Source organism: Pelagerythrobacter sp. Soil_C_18, assembly GCF_057657235.1.
Genome location: NZ_JBDGIU010000004.1, coordinates 222,803 through 244,543 on the forward strand (window position 1 = coordinate 222,803; position 21,741 = coordinate 244,543).

At 67.6% G+C, this 21,741-nt stretch carries 18 protein-coding genes; 9 read left to right on the forward strand and 9 right to left on the reverse strand.

Annotated elements, in window-relative coordinates; translation table 11 throughout:
- The 7 genes from AC3A5N_RS11285 to AC3A5N_RS11315 all read left to right on the forward strand — a co-directional run.
- A partial coding sequence (locus tag AC3A5N_RS11285; protein WP_487737421.1) for a hypothetical protein occupies positions 1-193 on the forward strand: 193 nt, incomplete at its 5' end.
- 53 nt (positions 194-246) lie between these two features.
- Complete coding sequence (locus tag AC3A5N_RS11290) at positions 247-4,128, forward strand: BapA/Bap/LapF family large adhesin (RefSeq protein ID WP_487737422.1); 3,882 nt, start codon at positions 247-249, stop codon at positions 4,126-4,128.
- Positions 4,129-4,317: 189 nt separating this feature from the next.
- Positions 4,318-5,523, forward strand: a complete 1,206-nt coding sequence (locus tag AC3A5N_RS11295) for a TolC family protein (RefSeq protein WP_487737423.1) — start codon at positions 4,318-4,320, stop codon at positions 5,521-5,523.
- On the forward strand, positions 5,520-7,661 hold the full coding sequence (locus AC3A5N_RS11300; protein WP_487737424.1) for a type I secretion system permease/ATPase: 2,142 nt from the start codon (positions 5,520-5,522) through the stop codon (positions 7,659-7,661). The genes AC3A5N_RS11295 and AC3A5N_RS11300 overlap by 4 nt, the downstream gene beginning before the upstream one ends.
- Positions 7,658-8,845 carry an HlyD family type I secretion periplasmic adaptor subunit gene (locus tag AC3A5N_RS11305; protein ID WP_487737425.1) on the forward strand — a complete coding sequence of 396 codons (1,188 nt, stop codon included), beginning with the start codon at positions 7,658-7,660 and terminating at the stop codon, positions 8,843-8,845. The genes AC3A5N_RS11300 and AC3A5N_RS11305 overlap by 4 nt, the downstream gene beginning before the upstream one ends.
- The gene (locus AC3A5N_RS11310) at positions 8,842-11,901 is read left to right on the forward strand and encodes a UDP-N-acetylmuramoyl-tripeptide--D-alanyl-D-alanine ligase (RefSeq protein WP_487737426.1); all 3,060 of its coding nucleotides are present in this window, start codon (positions 8,842-8,844) and stop codon (positions 11,899-11,901) included. Before AC3A5N_RS11305 ends, AC3A5N_RS11310 begins: the two co-directional genes overlap by 4 nt.
- A gap of 73 nt (positions 11,902-11,974) precedes the next feature.
- Positions 11,975-12,472 carry a MarR family winged helix-turn-helix transcriptional regulator gene (locus AC3A5N_RS11315; protein ID WP_487737427.1) on the forward strand — a complete coding sequence of 166 codons (498 nt, stop codon included), beginning with the start codon at positions 11,975-11,977 and terminating at the stop codon, positions 12,470-12,472.
- 9 nt (positions 12,473-12,481) lie between these two features.
- On the opposite strand, the gene AC3A5N_RS11320 is transcribed toward AC3A5N_RS11315, so the two are convergent.
- Positions 12,482-13,681, reverse strand: coding sequence for a M20 metallopeptidase family protein (locus AC3A5N_RS11320; protein ID WP_487737428.1), 1,200 nt, complete (start codon positions 13,679-13,681; stop codon positions 12,482-12,484).
- 82 nt (positions 13,682-13,763) lie between these two features.
- On the opposite strand from AC3A5N_RS11320, the gene AC3A5N_RS11325 reads away from it, so the two are divergent.
- Positions 13,764-14,756, forward strand: coding sequence for a diacylglycerol/lipid kinase family protein (locus AC3A5N_RS11325; protein WP_487737429.1), 993 nt, complete (start codon positions 13,764-13,766; stop codon positions 14,754-14,756).
- Complete coding sequence (locus tag AC3A5N_RS11330) at positions 14,753-15,646, forward strand: hypothetical protein (protein WP_487737430.1); 894 nt, start codon at positions 14,753-14,755, stop codon at positions 15,644-15,646. The genes AC3A5N_RS11325 and AC3A5N_RS11330 overlap by 4 nt, the downstream gene beginning before the upstream one ends.
- On the opposite strand, the gene AC3A5N_RS11335 is transcribed toward AC3A5N_RS11330, so the two are convergent.
- The 8 genes from AC3A5N_RS11335 to AC3A5N_RS11370 are packed head-to-tail and all read right to left on the reverse strand — an operon-like array spanning position 15,647 to position 21,720.
- Positions 15,647-16,003 (reverse strand): HesB/IscA family protein, encoded by a 357-nt coding sequence (locus AC3A5N_RS11335; RefSeq protein ID WP_487737431.1) that lies wholly within the window; start codon positions 16,001-16,003, stop codon positions 15,647-15,649.
- A gap of 27 nt (positions 16,004-16,030) precedes the next feature.
- Complete coding sequence (locus AC3A5N_RS11340) at positions 16,031-16,546, reverse strand: SUF system Fe-S cluster assembly protein (protein WP_487737432.1); 516 nt, start codon at positions 16,544-16,546, stop codon at positions 16,031-16,033.
- Positions 16,543-17,808, reverse strand: coding sequence for an aminotransferase class V-fold PLP-dependent enzyme (locus tag AC3A5N_RS11345; protein ID WP_487737433.1), 1,266 nt, complete (start codon positions 17,806-17,808; stop codon positions 16,543-16,545). Before AC3A5N_RS11345 ends, AC3A5N_RS11340 begins: the two co-directional genes overlap by 4 nt.
- Positions 17,805-18,554, reverse strand: a complete 750-nt coding sequence (locus tag AC3A5N_RS11350) for a SufD family Fe-S cluster assembly protein (RefSeq protein WP_487737434.1) — start codon at positions 18,552-18,554, stop codon at positions 17,805-17,807. Before AC3A5N_RS11350 ends, AC3A5N_RS11345 begins: the two co-directional genes overlap by 4 nt.
- Complete coding sequence (gene sufC / locus AC3A5N_RS11355; RefSeq protein WP_487737435.1) at positions 18,551-19,294, reverse strand: Fe-S cluster assembly ATPase SufC; 744 nt, start codon at positions 19,292-19,294, stop codon at positions 18,551-18,553. Before sufC ends, AC3A5N_RS11350 begins: the two co-directional genes overlap by 4 nt.
- Positions 19,278-19,811 carry an endonuclease domain-containing protein gene (locus AC3A5N_RS11360; RefSeq protein ID WP_487737436.1) on the reverse strand — a complete coding sequence of 178 codons (534 nt, stop codon included), beginning with the start codon at positions 19,809-19,811 and terminating at the stop codon, positions 19,278-19,280. The genes sufC and AC3A5N_RS11360 overlap by 17 nt, the downstream gene beginning before the upstream one ends.
- Positions 19,808-21,289 (reverse strand): Fe-S cluster assembly protein SufB, encoded by a 1,482-nt coding sequence (gene sufB, locus AC3A5N_RS11365; RefSeq protein WP_487737437.1) that lies wholly within the window; start codon positions 21,287-21,289, stop codon positions 19,808-19,810. The genes AC3A5N_RS11360 and sufB overlap by 4 nt, the downstream gene beginning before the upstream one ends.
- Positions 21,286-21,720, reverse strand: a complete 435-nt coding sequence (locus AC3A5N_RS11370) for an SUF system Fe-S cluster assembly regulator (RefSeq protein WP_487737438.1) — start codon at positions 21,718-21,720, stop codon at positions 21,286-21,288. The genes sufB and AC3A5N_RS11370 overlap by 4 nt, the downstream gene beginning before the upstream one ends.
- Positions 21,721-21,741 lie beyond the last annotated feature (21 nt).

A 21,741-nucleotide genomic window follows, 5' to 3' on the forward strand; every position in this document is an offset into this window, starting at 1 on the left:
GACGACGCGGATGCAGACGCTGATGCGGACGCCGACGCGGATGCTGACGCCGATGCTGATGCTGACGCCGATGCGGACGCTGATGCAGATGCTGACGCTGACGCAGACGCTGATGCGGATGCAGATGCTGACGCTGACGCTGACGCTGATGCCGACGCGGACGCGGACGCCTTCGATGATACCGCAAGCGTAGAGTTCCCGCTGACAGTCGAGACGACGACCGACAGTGAGAGCACGACCTATCTCTTGGCGGTCGGAACCTTCAGCGAGACCTACGACTTCACGGTGGCCGCCGGCGCGGAGACCGATACCTCGTTCACGCTGACGGCGGACAGTATCGCGACCGTGCTTTCCGGCGTCGAATTCACTCTACAGAGGGAACTGCCCGACGGCTCGTTCGAGGATGTCGCCAGCACGTCCGGAGGCGGTCTGCTCGACCTACTCACGCTCGACGTCCTCGCCGATAATCAGGTTCAGGTCACGGCCGACGATCTTCCCCCAGGGAACTACCGTGTGGTCTACGAAGGTGGCGGCCTGCTGTCGGTAGGCATCACGCTCACCCTCGATGTTGAATTCCACACCACCACGGTCGACGGCGATCCGGTGAGCGGCAACGTGCTTGCGAACGACGTGGACGCGGGCGAGGCGGTGCTGGAGATCGATACCGGCGACGGTACCTTCGCCGCCGTGACCGACGGCCTCGTCGTCGCGGGCGAATACGGCACGCTCGTCATCAATGCGGACGGAAGCTACACCTACACGCCGAATGACGAGGCTGTGGGCGTGGGCGAGGCGGAAGTGTTCACCTACCGTCTCGTGAATCCCGACGGAAGCAGCGATACGGCTACGCTGACGATCAACCTGGTCGAAGCCGACACCACACCGCCCGACGCGCCGACCGCGGACGTGGACGATGCGACCGGCACCACGGTGACGGGGGCGGGCGAGATCGGTGCGACCATCACCGTCTACGCTCCCGACGGCACGACCCAGCTCGGAACCGGAACGGTCGGGGCAGACGGCACCTACAGCGTGACGATCCCGGCGCAGGTCGACGGCGAGGACCTTCTGGTCACTGCCACCGACGAAGCCGGCAACGAGTCCACGCCGACCACTGCCGAGGCGCCGGACCTTACACCGCCCGCAGCGCCGACCGCAGACGTGGACGACGCGACCGGCACCACGGTGACCGGCACAGGCGAGGTCGGTGCGACCATCACTGTCTACGCCCCTGACGGCACGACCGAGCTTGGGACCGGCACCGTCGGGGCCGGCGGCACCTACAGCGTGACGATCCCGGCACAGGTCAACGGCGAGGACCTTCTGGTCACCGCCACCGACGAAGCCGGCAACGAGTCCACGCCGACCGCTGCCGAGGCGCCGGACGGCACACCGCCGGCAGCGCCGACCGCGGACGTGGACGATGCGACCGGCACCACGGTGACGGGGACGGGCGAGGTCGGTGCGACCATCACCGTCTACGCCCCTGACGGCACGACCGAGCTTGGGACCGGCACGGTCGGGGCAGACGGCACCTACAGCGTGACGATCCCGGCGCAAGTCGACGGCGAGGACCTTCTGGTCACCGCCACCGACGCTGCCGGCAACGAGTCCACGCCAACCGCTGCGGAGGCGCCGGACCTTACACCGCCCGCAGCGCTTGAAGCCGCCCTCGAAACCGATACCGGCGTCGATGGCGACGGCATCACCAGCGACGGCACGGTCGGGATCAGCGGTCTCGAGACGGGAGCGTCCTGGGAATACTCGATCGACGGCGGCACGAGCTGGACGGCCGGAACGGACACCAGCTTCGAGCTTCCGGCCGGCGAATATGCCGCCGGTGAGGTGCAGGTCCGTCAGACCGACGCGGCCGGCAACTCCGGACCGAGCGCCCAGCTCGGCGCGGTGACGGTCGCGGCTCTCCTGGCCGTGAACGATACGGCCACCGCGGACCTGGGGACCAGGGACTCGGTCACCCAGGCGCCCGTGACCGACGAGAACCTGCAAGTTCTCGGCCTGCTCGACGACGGCAACGACACCAACAGCATCGCGGTCTCGATCGCCGAAGGATCGTCGGGTGAGATCGCGATCGAGGTCAGCCAGACGGCGCTGCTCGCGGTGGCGGACGCCTTCAATGTCGAGATCTACGACGCGGCCGGCGAGCTGGTCGGGGTCCTGACCACCGGCAACGATCCGCTGCTCGGCGACGTAGCCGGGCTGGGCGTGCTCGGGGTTACCAGCGACAACACGCTGGTCGCCAATGTGACCGGGCTCGAGCCGGGCGACTACACGATCGTGGTTCGCAAGGGTGAGAGCACGCTGGGCAGCCTGCTCGACACGGACGGCGACGGCCTGTCGCTCGAGGAACTGGGCGAAGGCGGCGTGGTTCTGGGCACGGAAAACGAGGCGCTCGTTCTGGATGCGGTCGAGACCGCGCTGAACGGCGAGATCCTGCCCGGGATCGGACTTCCGCTGGGAACGGTGGTGCGGAACCTTCTGGAGCCGGTGCTTCAGACCACCACCAACCTCGGTGCGGGTGAGCTGGTGGAAGTCCTGACGGACGGCCTCAATTCTTTGGGTCTGGGTGCATCTCTCGATGCGGTCCTCGGCGCGGTCACGGAGGCGCTGCTCAGCAACACGCTGACGGTCATCCAGGACACCTCCGTCACGGCGACCGTCACCGAGCACACCTTCTCGGGCGCCGGCACGCCGGTCAGCGGGAATGTCATCAACCCCGACGCCGCCGCGGACGGAGAAGCGGGTGAAGACAGCGCGGTTCCCGGCACCACGGTCACGCAGGTCGAGAACGGTACCGGCGAAGTGCAGACGGTCACCGATGGCAGCGCGACGATCGAGGGCGCCTACGGCACGCTCGTCATCAACGCCGACGGCTCCTACAGCTACACGGCGAACGGCGACCCTGCGTCCATCGGGTTATCCGACGTGTTCACCTACACCATCTCGGACGGCACCAATGCGGTCGAGGCGACGCTCACGGTCGAGGTCGCTGGCGAACGGGTGGCCGACGATACGGCGCAAGCCGGGATCGAGTACGAGTACGAGGTGACGACGGGCGATCCGATGCCCGATGCGGTGGACTACGCGTGGACCGCAGTGCTGCTCGGTGCGCCGGTCGGCACAAGCGGCGATCTCGTCAGCGACAGCTTCCTCGTCGCTGCCGATACCACACAGGACGTGACGCTCGCCGTCGATGCCGGAAGTCTCCTCGGCTTGGGCGGCGGCGTCACGGTCTTCGTCGAGATGCTGGACACGGCGAGCGGCACCTGGAGCACCTATGCGAGCTACAACGGCAGCCAGCTGCTGAGCCTGCTGGGCAGCGGCGGCACCGGTGACATCCTCGTTCCCGATGTTCCCGCGGGCGAGTACCGGATCCGGGCCGATGTCGACTTCGGCCTGGTCGCGGTAGCCGGCGGTGTCGACATCGACGTGAGCTCGACGGTCACCCATCTGGACAGCTTCCTCGTCGGCCAGACTTTCCCGGCCGAAGGCGATCTGTTCGCGAACGACTTCCTCGGCGACGTCGATCCGCCGCTGTCGATCTCGGCCGATGGCGTGACGTTCACCGAGGTGACCAGCGGCGCTCCGGTGACCATCCAGGGCACCTACGGTTCGCTGGAGGTCAATGCCGACGGCACTTACACCTACACGCCCAACACGACGGGGCACTTGACCGAACCCGGGCTCGATACCTTCGAGTACCAGGTCACGCTTCCGTCGGGCGAGGTGGAAGAGGGCACGCTCGAGGTGACCGTCGAGCCCTCAGGCGCCGGCGTACCCGAGGCCGGTGCGGCGGCGTTCATGAGCATGTTCGCGGCCGACGCCATCCCGCTGGATCTGGCGGGCGTCGACGGCAGTGAAAACGTCGCGGCGATCGGCGAGACCGGCTTCCCCGAGTTCGACCTGCTCGAAGGGCAGGGCACGCTCGAGGAAGTGCTCAACCACTATCTGTCGGAAAGCGGCGACGACACGCCGATGCCCTCGGCGGCGGAGCCGGCGGAAGAGATCGCGCTGGTGCAGACCGCATCGGATCCCATGCAGGATCCGCTCGGCTACCTCGGGACCGATCTGCGGGACGAACTCGACGGTAGTAACCTTTCGGTTGTCTGACCGCCTGTATTCTCACGGAGCCCGCGCCGGTCCGGCGCGGGCTCCTGTTGCCGCGTTTACGAGTGAGAATGTGTGAAGTGTGATCGGGTGAAGCGGGGGAATGGGTGGCTTGTTGCAGTCGGATGGGCCTGCGGACTTTGTTTACCGTCGTACGTGGCGGCTTCACCTCCTGAAGGCCCGGCCGCCATCATGATCGACCGTGCCGCGCGCGAGGCGGTCGCCTGGCATCCCTCCGTGGTCGAGGCGGAGGCGCGGCTGGATTCGCGGGCCGAAGAAATCGACGTCGCCGAAGCCGGCTATCTGCCGCAGATCAACGCGGGCGTCGGCACAGGTTACGACAACATCGGCCAGAGCCGCTGGCGCCCCCGGGCCAATGTCTCGGTGTCGCAGATGCTCTACGACTTCGGGAAAGTGCGCAGCTCGGTCCACTCCGCCGAGGCCGGCGTCGAGATCGGCGAGGCGCAGCTCCTGCTTGCGGTGGATGGACTGATCCGCGACACCAGCTACTCGGTCATCGAGCTCCAGCGCACCGAAGCCCTGCGGCAGATCGCTCTCGACCAGCTCGAAAGCGTGCGCGGCATCAGCGATCTCGTGCAGCACCGCTTCAATGAGGGCGCGGCGACCAAGGCCGACCTGCTGCAGGCCGACGCGCGCGTGCAGGCCGCCCAGGCGACGATCGAGGAGATCGAGGCCGAGCACTTGCGCTGGCAGACGACCCTCGCCCACCTTCTCGGCCGCGGAGAAGCGCCCGCGGTATCGTCAGAACTGCCCGAGGGCTTCATGCGGTCCTGCGCGCAAGGGGAGCCTGACTGGGAGACGATTCCGGCGATCCGCGAAGTCCGCGCCGAGCGCGACCAGGCGCTTGCCGACCTGGAGCGCAGCCGGTCGGAAAGCATGCCGACCGTGTCGCTCGGCGCCGGCGGCGCGACCGACATCCACGATCCGTTCGGGGGCCGCGAAGAGTACAATTTCGGGATCAACGTCTCGACCTCGCTCTACAACGGCGGGGCGAACCGGGCGCGCATCCGCGGCGCATCCCACGCGCTGGGCGCTGCCGACGCGGCGGAAGCGCGGATCCGCAACGACGTGAGCCGCACGCTGAGCGAGGCGCAGCGCCAGGTGGCGAGCTTCGGCCGTGTGCTCGACACGCTCGCCTTCCGCGAGGCAAGCATGCGCGAGACCGGCAAGCTCTACCGCCTGCAATACCTGGAGATGGGCACCAAGACGCTGGTCGATCTGCTCAATGCGGAGCAGGAACTGCATCAGGTCCGCTTCGACAGGGCGAACACACAGCACGACCTGCGCCGCCTGCAGGTCGATTGCCTGGTCAATTCGGGAACCGCGCGCGAGGCCTTCGGGCTCGCCGGGACCACCGTCGGCGGGACCGTCTTGTGACGGTCAGGGCCGCCCCGGATGCGGACTTCCGCCCGCACGCCTGGATCGAGGCCTTTCATCTCGTTGCGCGCCAATACGGCCTGCCGGTGTCTACCGAAACGGCCCGGCTTTCCGATCGCTGGCTGCACGCCAAGGGCGACGAGGAGCGCATCCGCATGCTCGCGCGGCATGCGGGACTGCAGGTCCACTTCGCCGAGCCCGCCTCGCTGTCGCTGACGAGCTGGCGCCTGCCGGTCATCGCGCGGATGCACGGCGGCGATCTCGCGGTGATCACCGCCGTCAGCGCTTCCGGGGAAGTCAGTCTGGCTGTCGTCGGCGAAGGCGGGCTGCAGCAGCGCATGGATCTGGCCGAGCTGGTCGAGGCCAGCGAGAGCTTCGTCGTCCCGCGCCCCGCCGGCGCCATTCCGGACGCGCGGGTCGATACTTATATCCGCCCTTACGAGGAGCACTGGCTGCGGCGTATCCTGCTGAAGGACCGCCGCTCCTACGCCAGCGTCATCGCCGCATCGCTGGTGACGAACACGCTCGCGCTCGCCGGCGTGCTGTTCTCGATGCAGGTCTACGACCGGGTCGTGCCGGCGGAATCGTTCCCGACTCTCTACGTTCTGTTCATCGGTGTGCTGCTCGCGATCGGGTTCAGCTTCCTGCTGACCAAGCTGCGGACCAATATCATCGACGTGCTGGGCCGGCGGGCGGACCTGCGCATATCGGACAGGGTTTTCGGCCATGCCTTGCGGGTGCGGAACAGCGACCGCCCCGCCTCCACCGGCACGTTCATCGCCCAGCTCCGCGATCTCGAGCAGGTGCGCGAGCTGCTCACCTCGACGACCGTGGCCGCGATCGCCGACATTCCGTTCTTCGTCCTGTTCCTGGCGGCGTTCTGGTTCATCGCCGGGCCACTGGCGCTGGTCCCGCTCGGCGCGATGCTGCTGCTGCTCGTGCCGGGCTGGCTCGCCCAGCGGAAGCTGCGCACCTACGCGACCGAGGCGATGCGCGAATCCTCGCTGCGGAACGCCATGCTGGTGGAAGCGGTCCAGCGGATCGAGGACGTAAAGACGCTCCAGGCCGAAGATCCGCTGCAGCAGCGGTGGAACCACTTCAACGCCGTTGCGGGCGAGGCGCAGCTCAAGCTCCGGGGCCTCACCAATGGCCTGACCGCCTGGGCGCAGAACGTCCAGAACGGCGTCTACGCCACGATCGTGTTCTGCGGCGCGCCGATGGTGATCGCGGGCGACATGACGACGGGCGCGCTCGTCGGCGCATCGATCCTGGGCTCGCGCATGATGGCGCCGATTTCGCAGGTGACGCAGGTCCTGAACCGGCTGCAGCAGGCGAAAGTCGGGATTCAGGGCGTCGACCAGATCATGGCGCTGCCGGTCGACAGCCCCGAGCACGAGCAGCGGCTCCAGATCCCCGCGATACGGGGGACTTTCAGCCTCCGCTCGGCCGTCTTCACTTACGGAGACGCCAATGCGCCGCCCGCGCTGGCCGTGCCGGAGCTGGAAATTGCCGCGGGCGAGAAGATCGCGCTGCTCGGCCGCAACGGGGCCGGCAAGTCGACCCTGCTGCAGGCGCTTTCGGGGCTGCTGCCGCCGGTCGCGGGCGAAGTTCTGGTCGACGATCTGGCGCTGCACCAGATCGATCCGGCCGACGTGCGGCGCGACATCGGTCTGCTCAGCCAGAACAGCCGCCTGTTCCACGGGACCTTGCGCGACAACCTGACGATGGGCGCGCCGAATGCGTCCGATCAGCAGATCGCGGCGATGCTGGAGATGGTCGGCGCCGACGAATTCGTACGCCGGACGCAGTCCGGGCTCGACTACATGATTCTCGAAGGGGGCCTGGGCCTTTCGGGCGGGCAAACGCAGGCCCTGCTCCTCGCGCGGCTGCTGCTGCGCGAACCCTCGGTCGTCCTGCTCGATGAGCCCACCGCCGCGATGGACGAGGCGACCGAGCGGCATTTCATCGAGCGCTTCGCGGACTGGAGCAAGAGCCGCACCGTGATCATCGCCACGCACCGTATGCGGGTGCTCGAACTCGTCGAGCGGATCGTCGTGATCCACAACGGCGCGGTCAAGCTCGACAAGCCCAAGCATGCCGCGCTCGCGACGATGCAAGGAAAGGGCAAGGCCGCATGACCGCGCGGGCCGCAAGCGAGGACTGGCTGTTCGGGGAGGAGACCGATCCCCGCCTGAAGCTGTCCAGCCGTCTCGTCTGGACGCTCGGCGCACTGTTTGCCGCCGCGGTCCTCTGGGCATGGTTCGCGACGCTCGACGAAGTGGCGACCGGCAGCGGGCGGGTCGTGCCGACCATGCGCGAACAGGTCATCGAATCGCTCGAAGGCGGCATCGTGGCCGAGCTGCACGTCAAGCAGGACGACCTGGTCGAAGCCGGTCAGATCCTGGCGCAGCTCGATCCGACGCAGGCGAGTTCGACCTTCGACGAAAGCGCCGCGAAGTACCGTGCGGCCCTCGCCGCCTCGGCCCGGCTGCAGGCGGAAGTCAATCAGACGGCACTCATCTTTCCTGCCGAGCTGGACGAGTTTCCGGACCTCAAGCAGGCGGAAACCCGCCTCTACGAGACGCGCCGCCGCAGCCTGAACGAGTCGGTCCGCCTGATCGACCAATCGATCGCCCTGATCCGCCGCGAAGTCGCGATCGGCGAGTCGCTGATCGAAGTCGGGGCGGCGAGCAACGTCGAAGTGATCCGGCTGCGGCGCCAGCTCTCCGAGCTCGAGCTGAAGAAGGCGGACCTGCACTCGCAATATCTGGTCGAGGCGCGCCAGCAGCTCTCCGAAGCCAGCGAGCAGGTCGAGGCGCTCGCCCCGGTCATGCGCGGGCGTTCCGACACTTTGAGCCGGCTGACGCTCCGCTCGCCGGTCAAGGGCATCGTCAAGAGCATCGAGGTTTCGACAGTAGGCGGCGTGATTCCGCCGAACGGGCGGCTGATGGAGATCATTCCGCTGGAGGACCAGCTCATGATCGAGGCGCGCATGTCGCCGCGCGACATCGCATTCATCCATCCTGGGCAGAGGGCGACGGTGAAAGTCACCGCCTTCGACTATTCGATCTACGGCGGTCTCGAAGGCGAAGTCGCAACGATCTCGCCCGACACGATCCAGGACGAGGTGAACCCCGAAGTCTATTACTACCGCGTCTTCATACGCACGACATCCAATGCGCTGGTGAACGATGCGGGTGAGCGCTTCCCGATCGTGCCCGGCATGATCACCACCGTCGACGTTCACACCGGGCAGAAGACGGTGCTGCAATACCTGATGAAGCCGATCAACCGGGCGCAGGAGGCGCTGCGCGAGAGGTGACGGACCGGCTGCAAGCCTGCCTGGAGCGCCTCCGCACCCGTCTGGGGCAGGTCCCCTCCGTGCAGGTCGAAGGGCACACGCGCACGGTCCTGTTCTTCTCCTTCACCGACGGAACCCGGCGAGCGGCGACCGTGACCGCCAGCGGGCCGACCGCCGAGGAGGCCTGGCAAGCCGGGGCCGAGCGGATCGCGGCAAGCGGGGCGGCGGTTCGCTGGCTGCGCCTCGACTGGGTCGATGCGGTGGAGCGGCGGAGCTGGAGCGAGCTCAAGGCCGCGCTGCGCACGATCAAGCGCAATTACTTCCGCCTCGGCATCTCGCTCGATCCCCGCTTCGAGCACGCGTTCCTCGAGACCGAGATCAACGCCAACGCCATGCTCTACGGCGGAAACCGCGACGCGGCGGCCGTCCTCAACGAGAAGAACTTCCGCATTTACGCCGAGAAGCGCCACGGGCTGACCGATCTGGCGTTCGGCGACGACGATCCGGTGTGGCTGTTCACGACCAAGGGCGCGTTCGTCGGCGACGATCTGCAGGTCCGCGAGCTTTCGGGCGCGGGTCTCGACGCAGGGCGGCGCACGATGAATGCTCTGCAGCCGGAGGACGTCGCGCAACTCGTCCGGTCGGGTAGCGCCTATCTCGCCTCCCAGGTTCTGGACGACGGGCGCTTTCATTACGGCTGGCATCCGTGCTTCGACCGCCCCATCCGGGCCTACAATGCGCTGCGCCATGCGAGCACGGTCTATGCCATGCTCGAAGCGTGGGAGGTCACTCGCGACGACAGCCTGGAGCAGGCGATCGGCCGTGCCCTCGCATATCTGACCGGGGAGCTGATCCGGCCCGCGCCGCTCCCGTCCGGACGCGAGGCGGCGTTCCTCGTCGACGTCGGCGGCGAGATCAAGCTCGGCGGGAACGCGGTGGCGGTCCTCGCACTGCTCAAGCACCATGCGCTGACGGGAACCGCCGAAAGCCTCGCGCTCGCCGAGCGGCTGGGCGCGGGGATCCTGCACATGCAGGATCCCGGCACCGGATCGTTCTCCCACGTGCTCGCCTATCCCTCGCTGAGCGAGAAGGAGCGCTTCCGGATCATCTATTACGATGGCGAGGCGGCATTCGCCCTCATGCGCCTCTACGAGGCCACGCGCGACGCGCACTGGCTGTCCGCGGTGGAGAGGGCGTTCGCATACTTCATCGACCAGGAGCACTGGAAGGCGCACGACCACTGGCTCAGCTATGCCGTCAACGAGCTGACCCGCTACCGGCCCGAGGAGCGTTACTTCCGTTTCGGGCTGGACAACTTCCGCACCCACCTCGGCTTCGTCCTCGAGCGGATCACGACTTTCCCGACACTGCTGGAACTGATGACCGCGGCCGAGAGCATGGTCGCCCGCCTGCGCGCCGATCCCGAGCGGCGGCACCTGCTCGACGGCATCGACCTGACGCGCTTCTACCGGGCGCTCGATTTCCGCGCGCGTTACCTGCTCAACGGCCACTTCTGGCCCGAGCTGGCGATGTTCTTCGCCCGGCCTTCGAAGATCGCCGGCAGCTTCTTCATCCGCCACCACGCCTTCCGCATCCGGATCGACGACGTGGAGCACTACCTGTCCGGCCTCGCCGCCTATCGCCGCTACCTGCTGGTGCGCGACGGCGAAGACGGTGCCGTCCACCGTCCTCCCGCGGAGAAGGCGCGGCGTCACTGGACCGCGGCGGATGTCGCGCGGGCAACCGGAGGAGAATGGCAGAGCCCTCCTCCCGGTGACTGGTCGACCGGCGGACTGTGCACCTACCTTCCAGCGTTCCGCGACGGAGATATGGTCGCGCTGCGCCCGCCCGAAGGGCAGCGCGGCGTGTCCGAACGCCACATTCCTCGCCTGACACACCGTGCCGCAGCCTACATCGGCAGCGATCCCGCGCGGTTCGGAGACCTCGTCGCACCAGCCCTTCTGGTAGAGGATGTAGAGAGAGCCATTCTCGATCTCGGCGGGTACGCGCGCCAGCGGATGCGCGGGAAGGTGGTCGGCGTCACCGGCAGCGCCGGGAAGACGAGCACGGTCGCGATGCTGGCACACGCCATGGAAGGCTACGGCGCGGTCGGAACGACGCGCTACAATGCCAACCTGCCGCACGGGATCGCCTGGAACCTCGCCTCGATCCCCTGGGACGTGCCGCATGTCGCGCTGGAGCTGGCCATCGGTCGGATGGCGCAGAATTCGCGGCTGACCCGGCCGGATGTGGCGATCTTCACCAACATCCTGCCGGCGCACCTCGAACACCACCACGACCTCGCGACGATCGCCCGGCGAAAGAGCGCGATCTTCGAAGGCATGCGCCCCGGCGGGGTGGCGGTGCTCAACCGCGAGATGGCCGAATGGGCGCGGGTTAACATGGCCGCGCGCAGCCGGGGCCTGCGCGTGATCGACTACGGCCGGGCGCCGGAATGCGAAGTCCGGCTGACCGACTACGACCCGTCATCGCAGATTGCCGAAGCGCGCATCGGCGGCCGCAACGTCGCCTTCGCGCTGGGCGCGGCGGGGGAGCACATGGCGCTGAACGCCCTGGCGGTTCTCGCCGCGCTGTGGGCGCTCGGCCGCGATCTCGAGCCGGCATTGTCCCGGCTCGCGACCTTCGCCCCGCTGGAGGGGCGCGGCCGCGAATTCGAAGCCTGGATCGAGGGACGGCGGGTGCTCGTCCTCGACGAGGCCTACAACGCCAATCCGGGCTCGATGGAAGCGGCGCTTGCGCTGCTGGGCTCGAAGACGGCTGCGACCCGCCGCGTGGCCGTTCTGGGCGAGATGGCCGAGCTGGGCCCCGATGCCGGCTCGTACCATACGCGGCTTGCGGCGGTCGTGGCGCGCCACTCCATCGACCGCGTCTATGCACTCGGCCCCTTGTACGACGAATTCTGGTCCCAATTGCCCGAACAACTCAGGGCAGACCGGCCATCGTCGCTCCAAAGCTTAAGAAACTCTTTACTATCCGATTTGAAAAGTGGTGATGCAGTACTTTTCAAGGGGTCTCACAGCACTTCTATACACGAACTCGTTTCTGATATAGTATAGAAAGGAGGGGGTCTTATGGCAGCGTAAGCTGAATTGTTAAATATTGTTACGGAAAGTTCGACATAACACCGTCATGAAAAGTTCGAAGACCAGGATCATCCCCCTTCACGCCGGTCCGTCGCCCACCTCGCAACGGACGGTCGAGTCCCTGGCGCAGGCCGGTCAGGGCCGGACGATCTTCGAACGGGAGCTCGTCGATTGCGCACGGCGGCTCATTCGTCTCCGCAGGGAAGTGGACAAGCACATGCCGCCGGGGCTGGTGAAGGACTTTGCCTGGGACATTTTGCTGGAGCTGTTCGTCAACGGCGAGGAAGGCGGCATCGTCTATGTCAAGCAGCTCATGCTCGTCTCGGGTACGACGGCGACCTCGGCGATGCGGCTGATCGACCGGCTGGAAGACGAAGCGCTGATCGAGCGGCTCCCCGATCCGCTCGATCATCGGCGCGTCATCGTGAGCCTGTCCGAACGCGGACGAACCGCAATGGTCACCCTGCTTCGAAAGATTCTGGAGAAGCCGCACGAAAGCGATGCCGCGGCCCAGCCGAAGCCGTTCGTTCCCCGCGGCCGATAGCAGCTCGGCTCAGGCGAACCCGCGTTCGAGGAAGCGCAGCGCGCAGCCGGCGAGCATGGCGGTTCCCCGGGGCAGGGCGGCTTCGTCCACGATCATGCGTGGCGAATGGATGCCGCAGCACTGGCGCCAGTCCTCCCCTTCGGGCGCGACGCCGAGGAAGAACATGGCGCCCGGGACTTTCTCCAGGACGTAGGCGAAATCCTCCGCACCCATGATCGGCGCCGGCAGTTCGCGCCACGAGCCTTCGCCCAGCGCCTCGTGAACGACCTCGCGGCCGAGCGCGACTGCACGCTCATCGCAGATGGTGACGGGAAAGCCCTCGGTCACGGTCAGCTCCGCCTCCACCCCGTGCGCCTGCGCCACGCCGCACACGACCGCTTCGATCGCCTCGCGCACGGCCGTGCGGTGGCGGGGCGACAGCGTGCGGATCGTGCCGCGCAGGCTCGCATGGTCGGGGATGACGTTGTGCGCGGTGCCCGCCTGGAGCTGGGTCACGGTCACGACCACCGCGTCGGCCGCGTTGAAGCGCCGCGTGACCATCGCCTGTAGCGCACCGACGATCTCGCACGCGGCGGGCACCGGATCGCGCGCATCGTGCGGCATCGAAGCATGGCCGCCCCGACCGGTCACGGCGACATCGAACTGGTCGGCTGCGGCCATCAGCGCCCCCGCGCGGCCGGCAAGCACCCCATGGGGCGCGTTGGGCATGATGTGGAGCGCAAAGGCCGCTTCCGGCAGCGGATCGCCAAGCAGCCTGTCCTCCAGCATGAAGCGCGCGCCGTGGAAGCCTTCCTCGCCCGGCTGGAACATGAACAGCACTTCGCCGGCCAGCTCACCGCGCCGGGCCGCGAGCAGCTCCGCCGCGCCGGCCAGCATCGCGGTGTGCGTGTCATGCCCGCAGGCATGCATCCGGCCCTCGATCGCCGAGGCGAAGTCGAGCCCGGTCTCCTCGCGCATCGGCAGCGCATCCATGTCGCCGCGCAGCAGAACGCGCCGCCCGGGCTGCGCGCCCTTGAGCACCGCGACCTGTCCCGTCGTCGAGGAACCTTCGCGCCATTCGAGCGGCAGATGGGCGAGCGCGGCGCGCACTTTCGCCATCGTCATCGGGGTGTGAAGCCCGAGCTCGGGTTCGGCATGGATCGCGCGGCGCAGGGTGACGATGCGGCCGGACAGCGCGCGGGCGGAGTCGAGCAGATCGGGATGGAGCATGAGCCGAGGTTACAGGAGCGGATCCGCCCGGCGAAGCGAAAATGTCTAGGTCCGCGCCCCACTATCCGGCTAAGGCGCCCCCATGACTCCCGTCGACGCAAAACTGCCCGCGCCCGACGTGCGCATTGCCGCGGCCGGGCCATCGGTCGGCGTGATCTACAACCCGCGCAGCCACCGCAACAAGGGTCAGGACCTGAACCTCGGGGTGAAGGCCAACATCTTCGTCGCCCAGCCGCCCGACACCGCACGCCTGAAGGAGGAACTGGCCCGCTTCGCCGCGCGCGGGATCGACTATCTCGTCATCAACGGCGGCGACGGGACCGTGCGCGACGTGCTCACGGCAGGGCTGGACGTGTTCGGCGAGACCTGGCCGGACGTGGCCGTTCTGCCCAAGGGCAAGACAAACGCCCTCAACGTCGACCTCGGCGCACCACCGGCGTGGACGATCGGGGCGGCGATCGGGGCCTATGCCTCTGGCCGCCGCGTGACCCGCCGCCCCATCCGCGTCGACGCGCTCGACCGTGCGGTACCACCCATGCTCGGCTTTATCTTCGGCGCCGGCGCCTACACGCTGGGCATCCGCGCCGGGCAGGACGCGCACCGGCTCGGGGCGTTCGACAGTCTCGCCGTCGGCGTAACCGCGGGCTGGGGCATTCTCCAGGCCCTGCTCGGCAGCGACCGCAACCGCTGGCGCCGTGGCGTTCCGATGGAGCTGACAATCGGCCCCGAAGGCCGCGCGCTGCCGCATGTCCCGGCCGGCGACCCGGCACGGCGCCATTTCGTCCTCGCCTCCACGCTCGAGCGGTTCCCCGCCGGTATCAACCCGTTCGGCGAGCCGCGCGAGGGGCTCAAGCTCGCGGTGCTCGACCATCCCGCGCGCGGACTGCTGCTGCAGATGCCGGCGATCATCCGCGGGCACGGTTCCGAGCGGCTGCGCGAGCAGGGCTTCCACCGTGTCACCGCCGACCCGATCGAAATCGCGGTCGACGATGAGATCATCCTCGATGGCGAGGCCTTCCCCGCCGGGCGGTATCGGCTGACGAGCGGCCCCGAGCTGCGCTTCATCGTCCCGTGAACGGCGCGCTGGAGCAGCGGATCGCAGACGGCCTGGGCGCCGCAGTGCACCCTGCCGTCGCCGCTTTCGCCGCGCGCCTTGCCGAAGAAGCGGGCGCGGCGGCCGCGCTGTTCTACGGTTCTAATCTGCGTACGGGCGAACTCGAGGGCGTGCTCGACTTCTACCTCCTGCTGCCCGGCAGCCAGGCGGAGCGCATCTGGCCCCGCGTGAGCTATCACGAGTGGGAACACGAGGGGCGCGTGCTGCGCGCGAAAGTCGCGCGGATGGCCTTCACCACCTTCGTTCGCGCCGCCGAGGGGGAGAGCCGGGATACGACGATCTGGGCCCGCTTCGTGCAACCGAGCGCGCTCGTCTGGCTGTCAGCCGAGGAATGGCGCCCGCGCGTCGTTTCTGCGATCGCCGGCGCGGCGCAGACGGCGGCGCGGCTCGCTGCGGCGCTCGGGCCCGAGAGCGGCACGGCCGGGGATTACTGGCGCGCGCTGTTCCGCGCGACCTATCAGGCCGAATTCCGGGTCGAGAAGCCGGGACGCGAGGATTCGATCCTGTCGGTCAATGCCGCCCATTTCGAGGGGCTGCTGCCGCTCGCCTGGGAGGCGCAAGGCATTCCCTTCGCGCGCGACGGTGAGCGGCTCTCCCCGCGCCTCTCGGCCGGCGAGCAGCGGCGCATCCTGAGCTGGTGGGGGCGCAGGCGGCGTTTCGGCAAGCCGCTCAATCTCGCGCGGCTGGTCAAGGCGAGCACGACTTTCGACGGGGCCGCGCGCTACGCGGCTTGGAAGATCGAACGGCACACGGGCGTTCCGGTGGCGATCACGCCCTGGCGCGAACGGCACCCGGTGCTGGCCGCGCCGGGCGTGCTGTTCAGAGTCTGGCGCGCGCGCCGGCGCGGCTAGTCAGACCATGAAGCTCTCGCCGCAGCCGCAGGCACCCTTGGCGTTGGGATTCTCGAACACGAAGCCGGCGGTGAAATCGTCCTCGCGCCAGTCCATCGTGCTGCCGATGAGGTAGAGCACGCTGGCGGCGTCGATGTAGAACGTGCCGCCGGGCGTCACGATCTTCTCGTCGAAGCCCTGCTCCTCGGTCACGTAGTCGACCGAATAGGCCAGCCCCGAGCAGCCGCGCCGCGGGGTCGAGAGCTTGACCCCGATCGCGCCTTTCGGTGCCTTCGCCATGAGGTCGGTAATGCGCCGCTCGGCCGCTTCGGTCAGGGTGACGGCGGCAGGGCGTTGGCGGGTTTTGGTCTCGGTCATGATACAAACCTATCCATCGGGGAGCGCCTAGAGCATCCCCAGTTCGAGCCGCGCTTCGTCGGTCATCTTGTCGGGGCCCCACGGCGGGTCCCACACCAGGTTCACTTCCGCATCGCGCACGCCGGGGACGGAAGCAGCACGCAGTTCCACCTCGCCCGGCATCGACTCCGCGACCGGGCAGTGCGGCGTGGTCAGCGTCATCGTGATCGTCACGCTGCTCTCGTCGTCGACGTCGACCCCGTAGATCAGGCCGAGATCGTAGATATTGACCGGAATCTCGGGGTCGTAGATTTCCTTCAGCGCGGCGATCACCGCCTCGTAGAGCTCGCCGCCCGGCGCGCCTGCCGACACGCTCGCCGGCTTCTTCTGCAGAAAGCCTTCGAGATAGTCGCGCTTGCGCTCGAGCTTTTCGCCCATCGTCTCCTCGGAGCTCTCCTCCGGGTCGACCGCATCCGCAACGCGCGCGCGCGGAGGCTTCGCGAAGCCCTCGTTGGGCGCGGGCGCGGCAACGTATTCCTTCTTCTTTTCGCTCGCTTCGGTCATCCGAAGATCCTCCTGGTGCGATCGATCCCGCGCAGCAGCGCCTCGACGTCGCTTTCGTCCGAGTAGAGCCCGAAGCTCGCCCGCGCGGTGGCGGGGACGCCGAGATGGGCCATCAGCGGCTGTGCGCAGTGGTGCCCGGCGCGGATCGCGACGTTTTCCTCATCCAATATGGTGCCGAGATCGTGCGGGTGAACCCCGCGCATGGCAAAACTGACGATTCCGGCGCTGTCGGCGGGGCCGAACAGGGTGACATCGTTCATTCCGTACAGCGCCTCGCGCAAGTGCCCGACGAGCGCGCATTCGTGCGCGTGGATTCGCTCGATCCCGACGTTCTCGACGTAATCGCAGGCGGCGGCGAAGCCGATCGCCTCGACGATCGCGGGCGTGCCCGCCTCGAACCGCTGCGGCGGCGGTGCGTAAGTCGTGCGCTCGAAGGTGACCTTCTCGATCATCGAGCCCCCGCCCTGCCACGGCGGCATGGCATCGAGCAGCTCGGCCCTGCCCCAGAGCGCGCCGACGCCGGTGGGGCCATAGAGCTTGTGCGCGCTGAAGGCGTAGAAGTCGCAGCCAATCGCAGCGACGTCGACCGGCAGGCGCGGCACCGCCTGGCATCCGTCGAGCAGCAGCTTCGCACCGACCGAATGCGCGAGTTCCGCCGCACGCTTCGCGTCGACCACCGAGCCGAGCACGTTCGAGACGTGCGCGAAGGCGACCATCGTATGCTCGGGCGTCAGCATCCGCTCGGCGGCGTCGAGATCGATCTTGCCGTCCTCGGTCAGCGGGCAAACGTCGATTTCCCACCCGGCAAGCTGCCAGGGGACGATGTTCGAATGGTGCTCCAGGGTGGAGAGCAGCACGCGGCCCTTGTTCGGGTAGCTGTGGGCGACGAGGTTGATCGCCTCGGTCGCGCCGCGGGTGAAGACCAGCTCTTCCTCGCGTCCGCCGATAAAGCCAGCGACGCGGCGACGCGCGGCCTCGTAGCCGAGCGTCATCTCGGCCGAGCGCGTGTAGACCCCGCGGTGGACCGTGGCGTAGTCGGCCCCGATCGCGCGGGAGACAGCGTCGATCACGCCTTGCGGCTTCTGCGAAGTCGCGGCGGTGTCGAGGTAGTGCCACGGCTTGCCCTCGGCGGTGAGGAGACCGGGGAAGTCCTTGCGAACATCGCGAGCCCAGGCGGAAGCCGCGGCCTCAGGCCGCGGGCGCTCCGCTGGAGGCCCGAGGTCCCCGCCTTCGCGGGGACTCAGGGATGTGCGCCCGCTCACAGGTGCAAATCCAGCTTGGCGAGCGCAATGCCCATCAGCCGCTCACGCTCCGTCTCGTCTTCAAGCGCCACGAAGGCATCGCCGATAAACGCCTGCACCAGCAGTCGGCGCGACAGTTCGGGCGAGAGGCCGCGCGTCGCCATGTAATAGCGCGCCATTTCGTCCATCTGCCCCACGCTCGCGCCGTGGGCGCACTTCACGTCGTCGGCGAAGATCTCGAGCTGCGGCACGGCGTTCACGCTCGCGCCCTTCTCGAGCAGAAGGCCCTTGAAGCTCTGCGCCGCGTCGGTCTTCTGCGCGTCGCGCACCACGTCGATCTGGCCGAGAAAGTTGCCCGTGCCCTGCCCCCAGTGGACCGAGCGGACCACCTGGTTGCTGGTCGCCTCGGGTTCGGCATGGACGACGTGCGTCACGAACTCGCGCACCGTATCGCGCCCGCCGAGCGTGACGCCGCCGAGCTCGATATGCGCGCCCTTGCCCAGCCGGACCTCGACTTCGATCCTTCCGAGACGCCCCGCGGCGATTACCGCGAACAGCTCGCATCGCGCCCCTTCGCCGATCGAAACGCGCAGGCGGCGCAGCTCGGTGCTTTCGCTATCCTCGATCGTCAGGCATTCGCGGTAGCTCTCGCCCGCCGGCACGTTGATCGCGCGCCAGCTATCGAGATCGACACCTTGAAGCGCCTCGACCGCCGAATAGCGCCAGGCCTCGTCCTTGCGGGTGGGGAGGGCGGTCACCGCGTTCATGCCGCGACCGCCTCGTAGCCTTCCTCCTCGAGCCGCAGCGCGAGTTCGGGGCCGCCGGTTTTCACGATCCGGCCCTTGCTGAGGATATGGACGTAGTCCGGCTTCACGTAGTCGAGCAGGCGCTGGTAGTGCGTGATCAGCAGCGCGCCCTTCTCGGGCGCTCGCATGATCGCGTTGATTCCATCGCCCACGACGCGCAGCGCATCGATGTCGAGGCCGGAGTCGGTCTCGTCGAGCACGGCGAACTGCGGATCGAGAATGCCCATCTGGACCATCTCGGCGCGCTTCTTCTCGCCGCCCGAGAAGCCGACGTTCACGTGGCGCTTGAGCATGTCCATGTCGAGCTTGAGCAGCCCGGCCTTCTCCTTCGCCAGTCTGAGGAAATCGCCGCCCGAGAGCGGTTCCTCGCCGCGCACCTGCCGCTGCGCGTTGAGCGCCTCGCGCAGGAACTGCACGTTCGACACGCCCGGGATCTCGACGGGATACTGGAAGCCGAGGAACAGCCCGGCCGCCGCGCGCTCGTGCGGCTCCATTTCGAGCAGGTCACGGCCCATGAATTCCGCCGAGCCGCCGGTCACTTCGTATCCCGGCCGTCCGCCGAGCACGTAGGCGAGCGTCGACTTGCCCGCGCCGTTGGGGCCCATGATCGCGTGGACTTCGCCCGCGTTCACTTCGAGCGAGAGACCGTTGAGTATCCGCGTACCGCCGATTTCGGCCTGGAGATTATCGATTTTCAGCATTGCTGGTCCTGTAACTGCGCCCGCGCGATGCGCTCTGGCGCGGGTGGCTTGCATGATGTTCGCGGCGCGCGACCTGCTTGTCGCCGATGCGCAGGCGCATACCGGCGGTGATGCGCGCGAGCACGTCGTCCATGTTCTCGAGAATGTCGGCAGCCTTGATCCGCATCACACGGATCCCGACGGCCTCGAGGCTCTTGTCGCGGCGTGTCGCGATCGGATCGGGCGCATCGCCCTCATCAATGGCGATCGCCATGCCGAGATTGTGGCAGTTGAAGTCGACGATCGCGCTGCCGACTACCGCGTGGCGAGTGAACTTGTAGCGCCCGAGATCCGCCTTCGCGAACCGCTCTGCCAGCGCCTTGTGCGCCTCGCTCGAATGCCGCCGCAGCTCGCGGGCCCGCTCGTGCAGCGCATCGAGCCGCTTCTCCGAGATCTTCCACCCACGGCCCTTCTTCTGGACCTTGGGCGCCTCGGACTGCTCGGACGGGGAGCGGAGGTGGAGAGTGCGCTTGGTCATCCCACGCTCCCCTCGAGCGAGATCGCCAGCAGCTTCTGCGCTTCGACCGCGAATTCCATCGGCAGTTCCTTGAGCACCTCGCGGGCGAAGCCGTTGACGATCAGGGCGACGGCCTGCTCCTGGTCCAGCCCGCGCTGCATGGCGTAGAAGAGCTGGTCGTCGCTGATCTTGCTGGTGGTCGCCTCGTGCTCGATCTGCGCCGAGGGGTTCTTGACCTCGATGTAGGGCACGGTGTGTGCGCCACACTTGTCGCCCAGCAGCAGGCTGTCGCACTGGGTGAAGTTGCGCACGCCTTCCGCGTTGGGACCGACGCGGACGAGGCCGCGATAGGTGTTGTTGCTCTTGCCGGCGCTGATGCCCTTGGAGATGATGGTCGAGCGCGTTCGGGCGCCGTTGTGGATCATCTTGGTGCCGGTGTCGGCCTGTTGGTAGTTGTTGGTCACCGCGACCGAATAGAACTCGCCGACCGAATCCTCGCCGTTGAGCACGCAGCTCGGGTACTTCCAGGTCACCGCACTGCCGGTCTCCACCTGGGTCCACGAGATCTTGCTGCGTGCACCCTGACACAGGCCGCGCTTGGTGACGAAGTTGTAGATCCCGCCCTTGCCCTCGGCATTGCCCGGATACCAGTTCTGCACGGTCGAGTACTTGATCTCGGCATCGTCCATCGCGACCAGTTCCACCACGGCGGCATGGAGCTGGTTCTCGTCGCGCATCGGCGCGGTGCAGCCTTCGAGGTAGGATACGTAGGACCCCTTCTCGGCCACGATCAGCGTGCGTTCGAACTGGCCGGTGTTTTCCGCATTGATGCGGAAATAGGTGCTGAGCTCCATCGGGCAGCGCACGCCCTCGGGCACGTAGACGAACGTGCCGTCGGAGAAGACCGCGCTGTTGAGCGTCGCGAAATAGTTGTCGCGCTGCGGCACCACGCGGCCGAGCCATTTCTTCACCAGCTCGGGATGCTCGCGGATCGCCTCGCTGATCGAGAGGAAGATGACGCCGGCCTTCTTCAGCTCCTCGCGGAAGGTGGTGGCGACCGAGACGCTGTCGAACACCGCGTCGACTGCGACCTTGCGCGCGCCCTCGACCCCGGCGAGCACTTCCTGCTCGCCGATCGGAATGCCGAGCTTGTCGTAAACCGCCTTGATCTCGGGATCGAGTTCGTCGAGCGATGCAAGTTTAGGCTTCTTCTTCGGCTCGGCATAATAGTACGCGCCCTGATAGTCGATCGCCGGATAGCCGACTTTGGCCCAGTTCGGCTCCTCCATCTGCTGCCACAGGCGGAACGCCTTAAGCCGCCACTCGAGCATCCATTCCGGCTCGCGCTTCTTGGCGCTGATGAAGCGAACGGTGTCTTCGTTCAGCCCCTTGGGCGCGAATTCCTGCTCGATGTCGCTCGACCAGCCGAATTCGTACTCGGCAGCGCGGGCGGCGGCTTCGCGGGCATCGCGATCCTGGATGTCGATGTCGTCAGTCATGCAGAAATTCCACTGGGATTCGGTTCACGCGGCGCTGCCTTCGAAAGCTGCGTCAGGGGGATGCCGGCGAGCGCGCCGCGCAGCGCGGCGTTGACCATCGGCCAATGCGGTTTGACGCTGCAGGTGTGATCGACCGCGCATTCGTCGCCGTCGATGCAGGCGGTCAGCGCGATCGGCCCTTCCACGGCCTCGACGATGTCCGCCAGCGTGATCGCCGCTGCCGGGCGGGCGAGCTGCAGCCCACCGCCCGCGCCGCGCACCGAGCGCAGCAGGCCCGCAGCGGAGAGCTTGCTGACCACCTTCTGCACCGTCGGCACAGGCAGTCCCGTCTCCGCCGCCAGCTCGGCCGCGCTCGTGCGCCCGCCGCCGCAATGGCGCGCGGCGGCGCTCATCGTCACGACCGCGTAGTCGGCAAGGTTGGAGAGGCGCATCGCAAATCAGACCATTTCGTT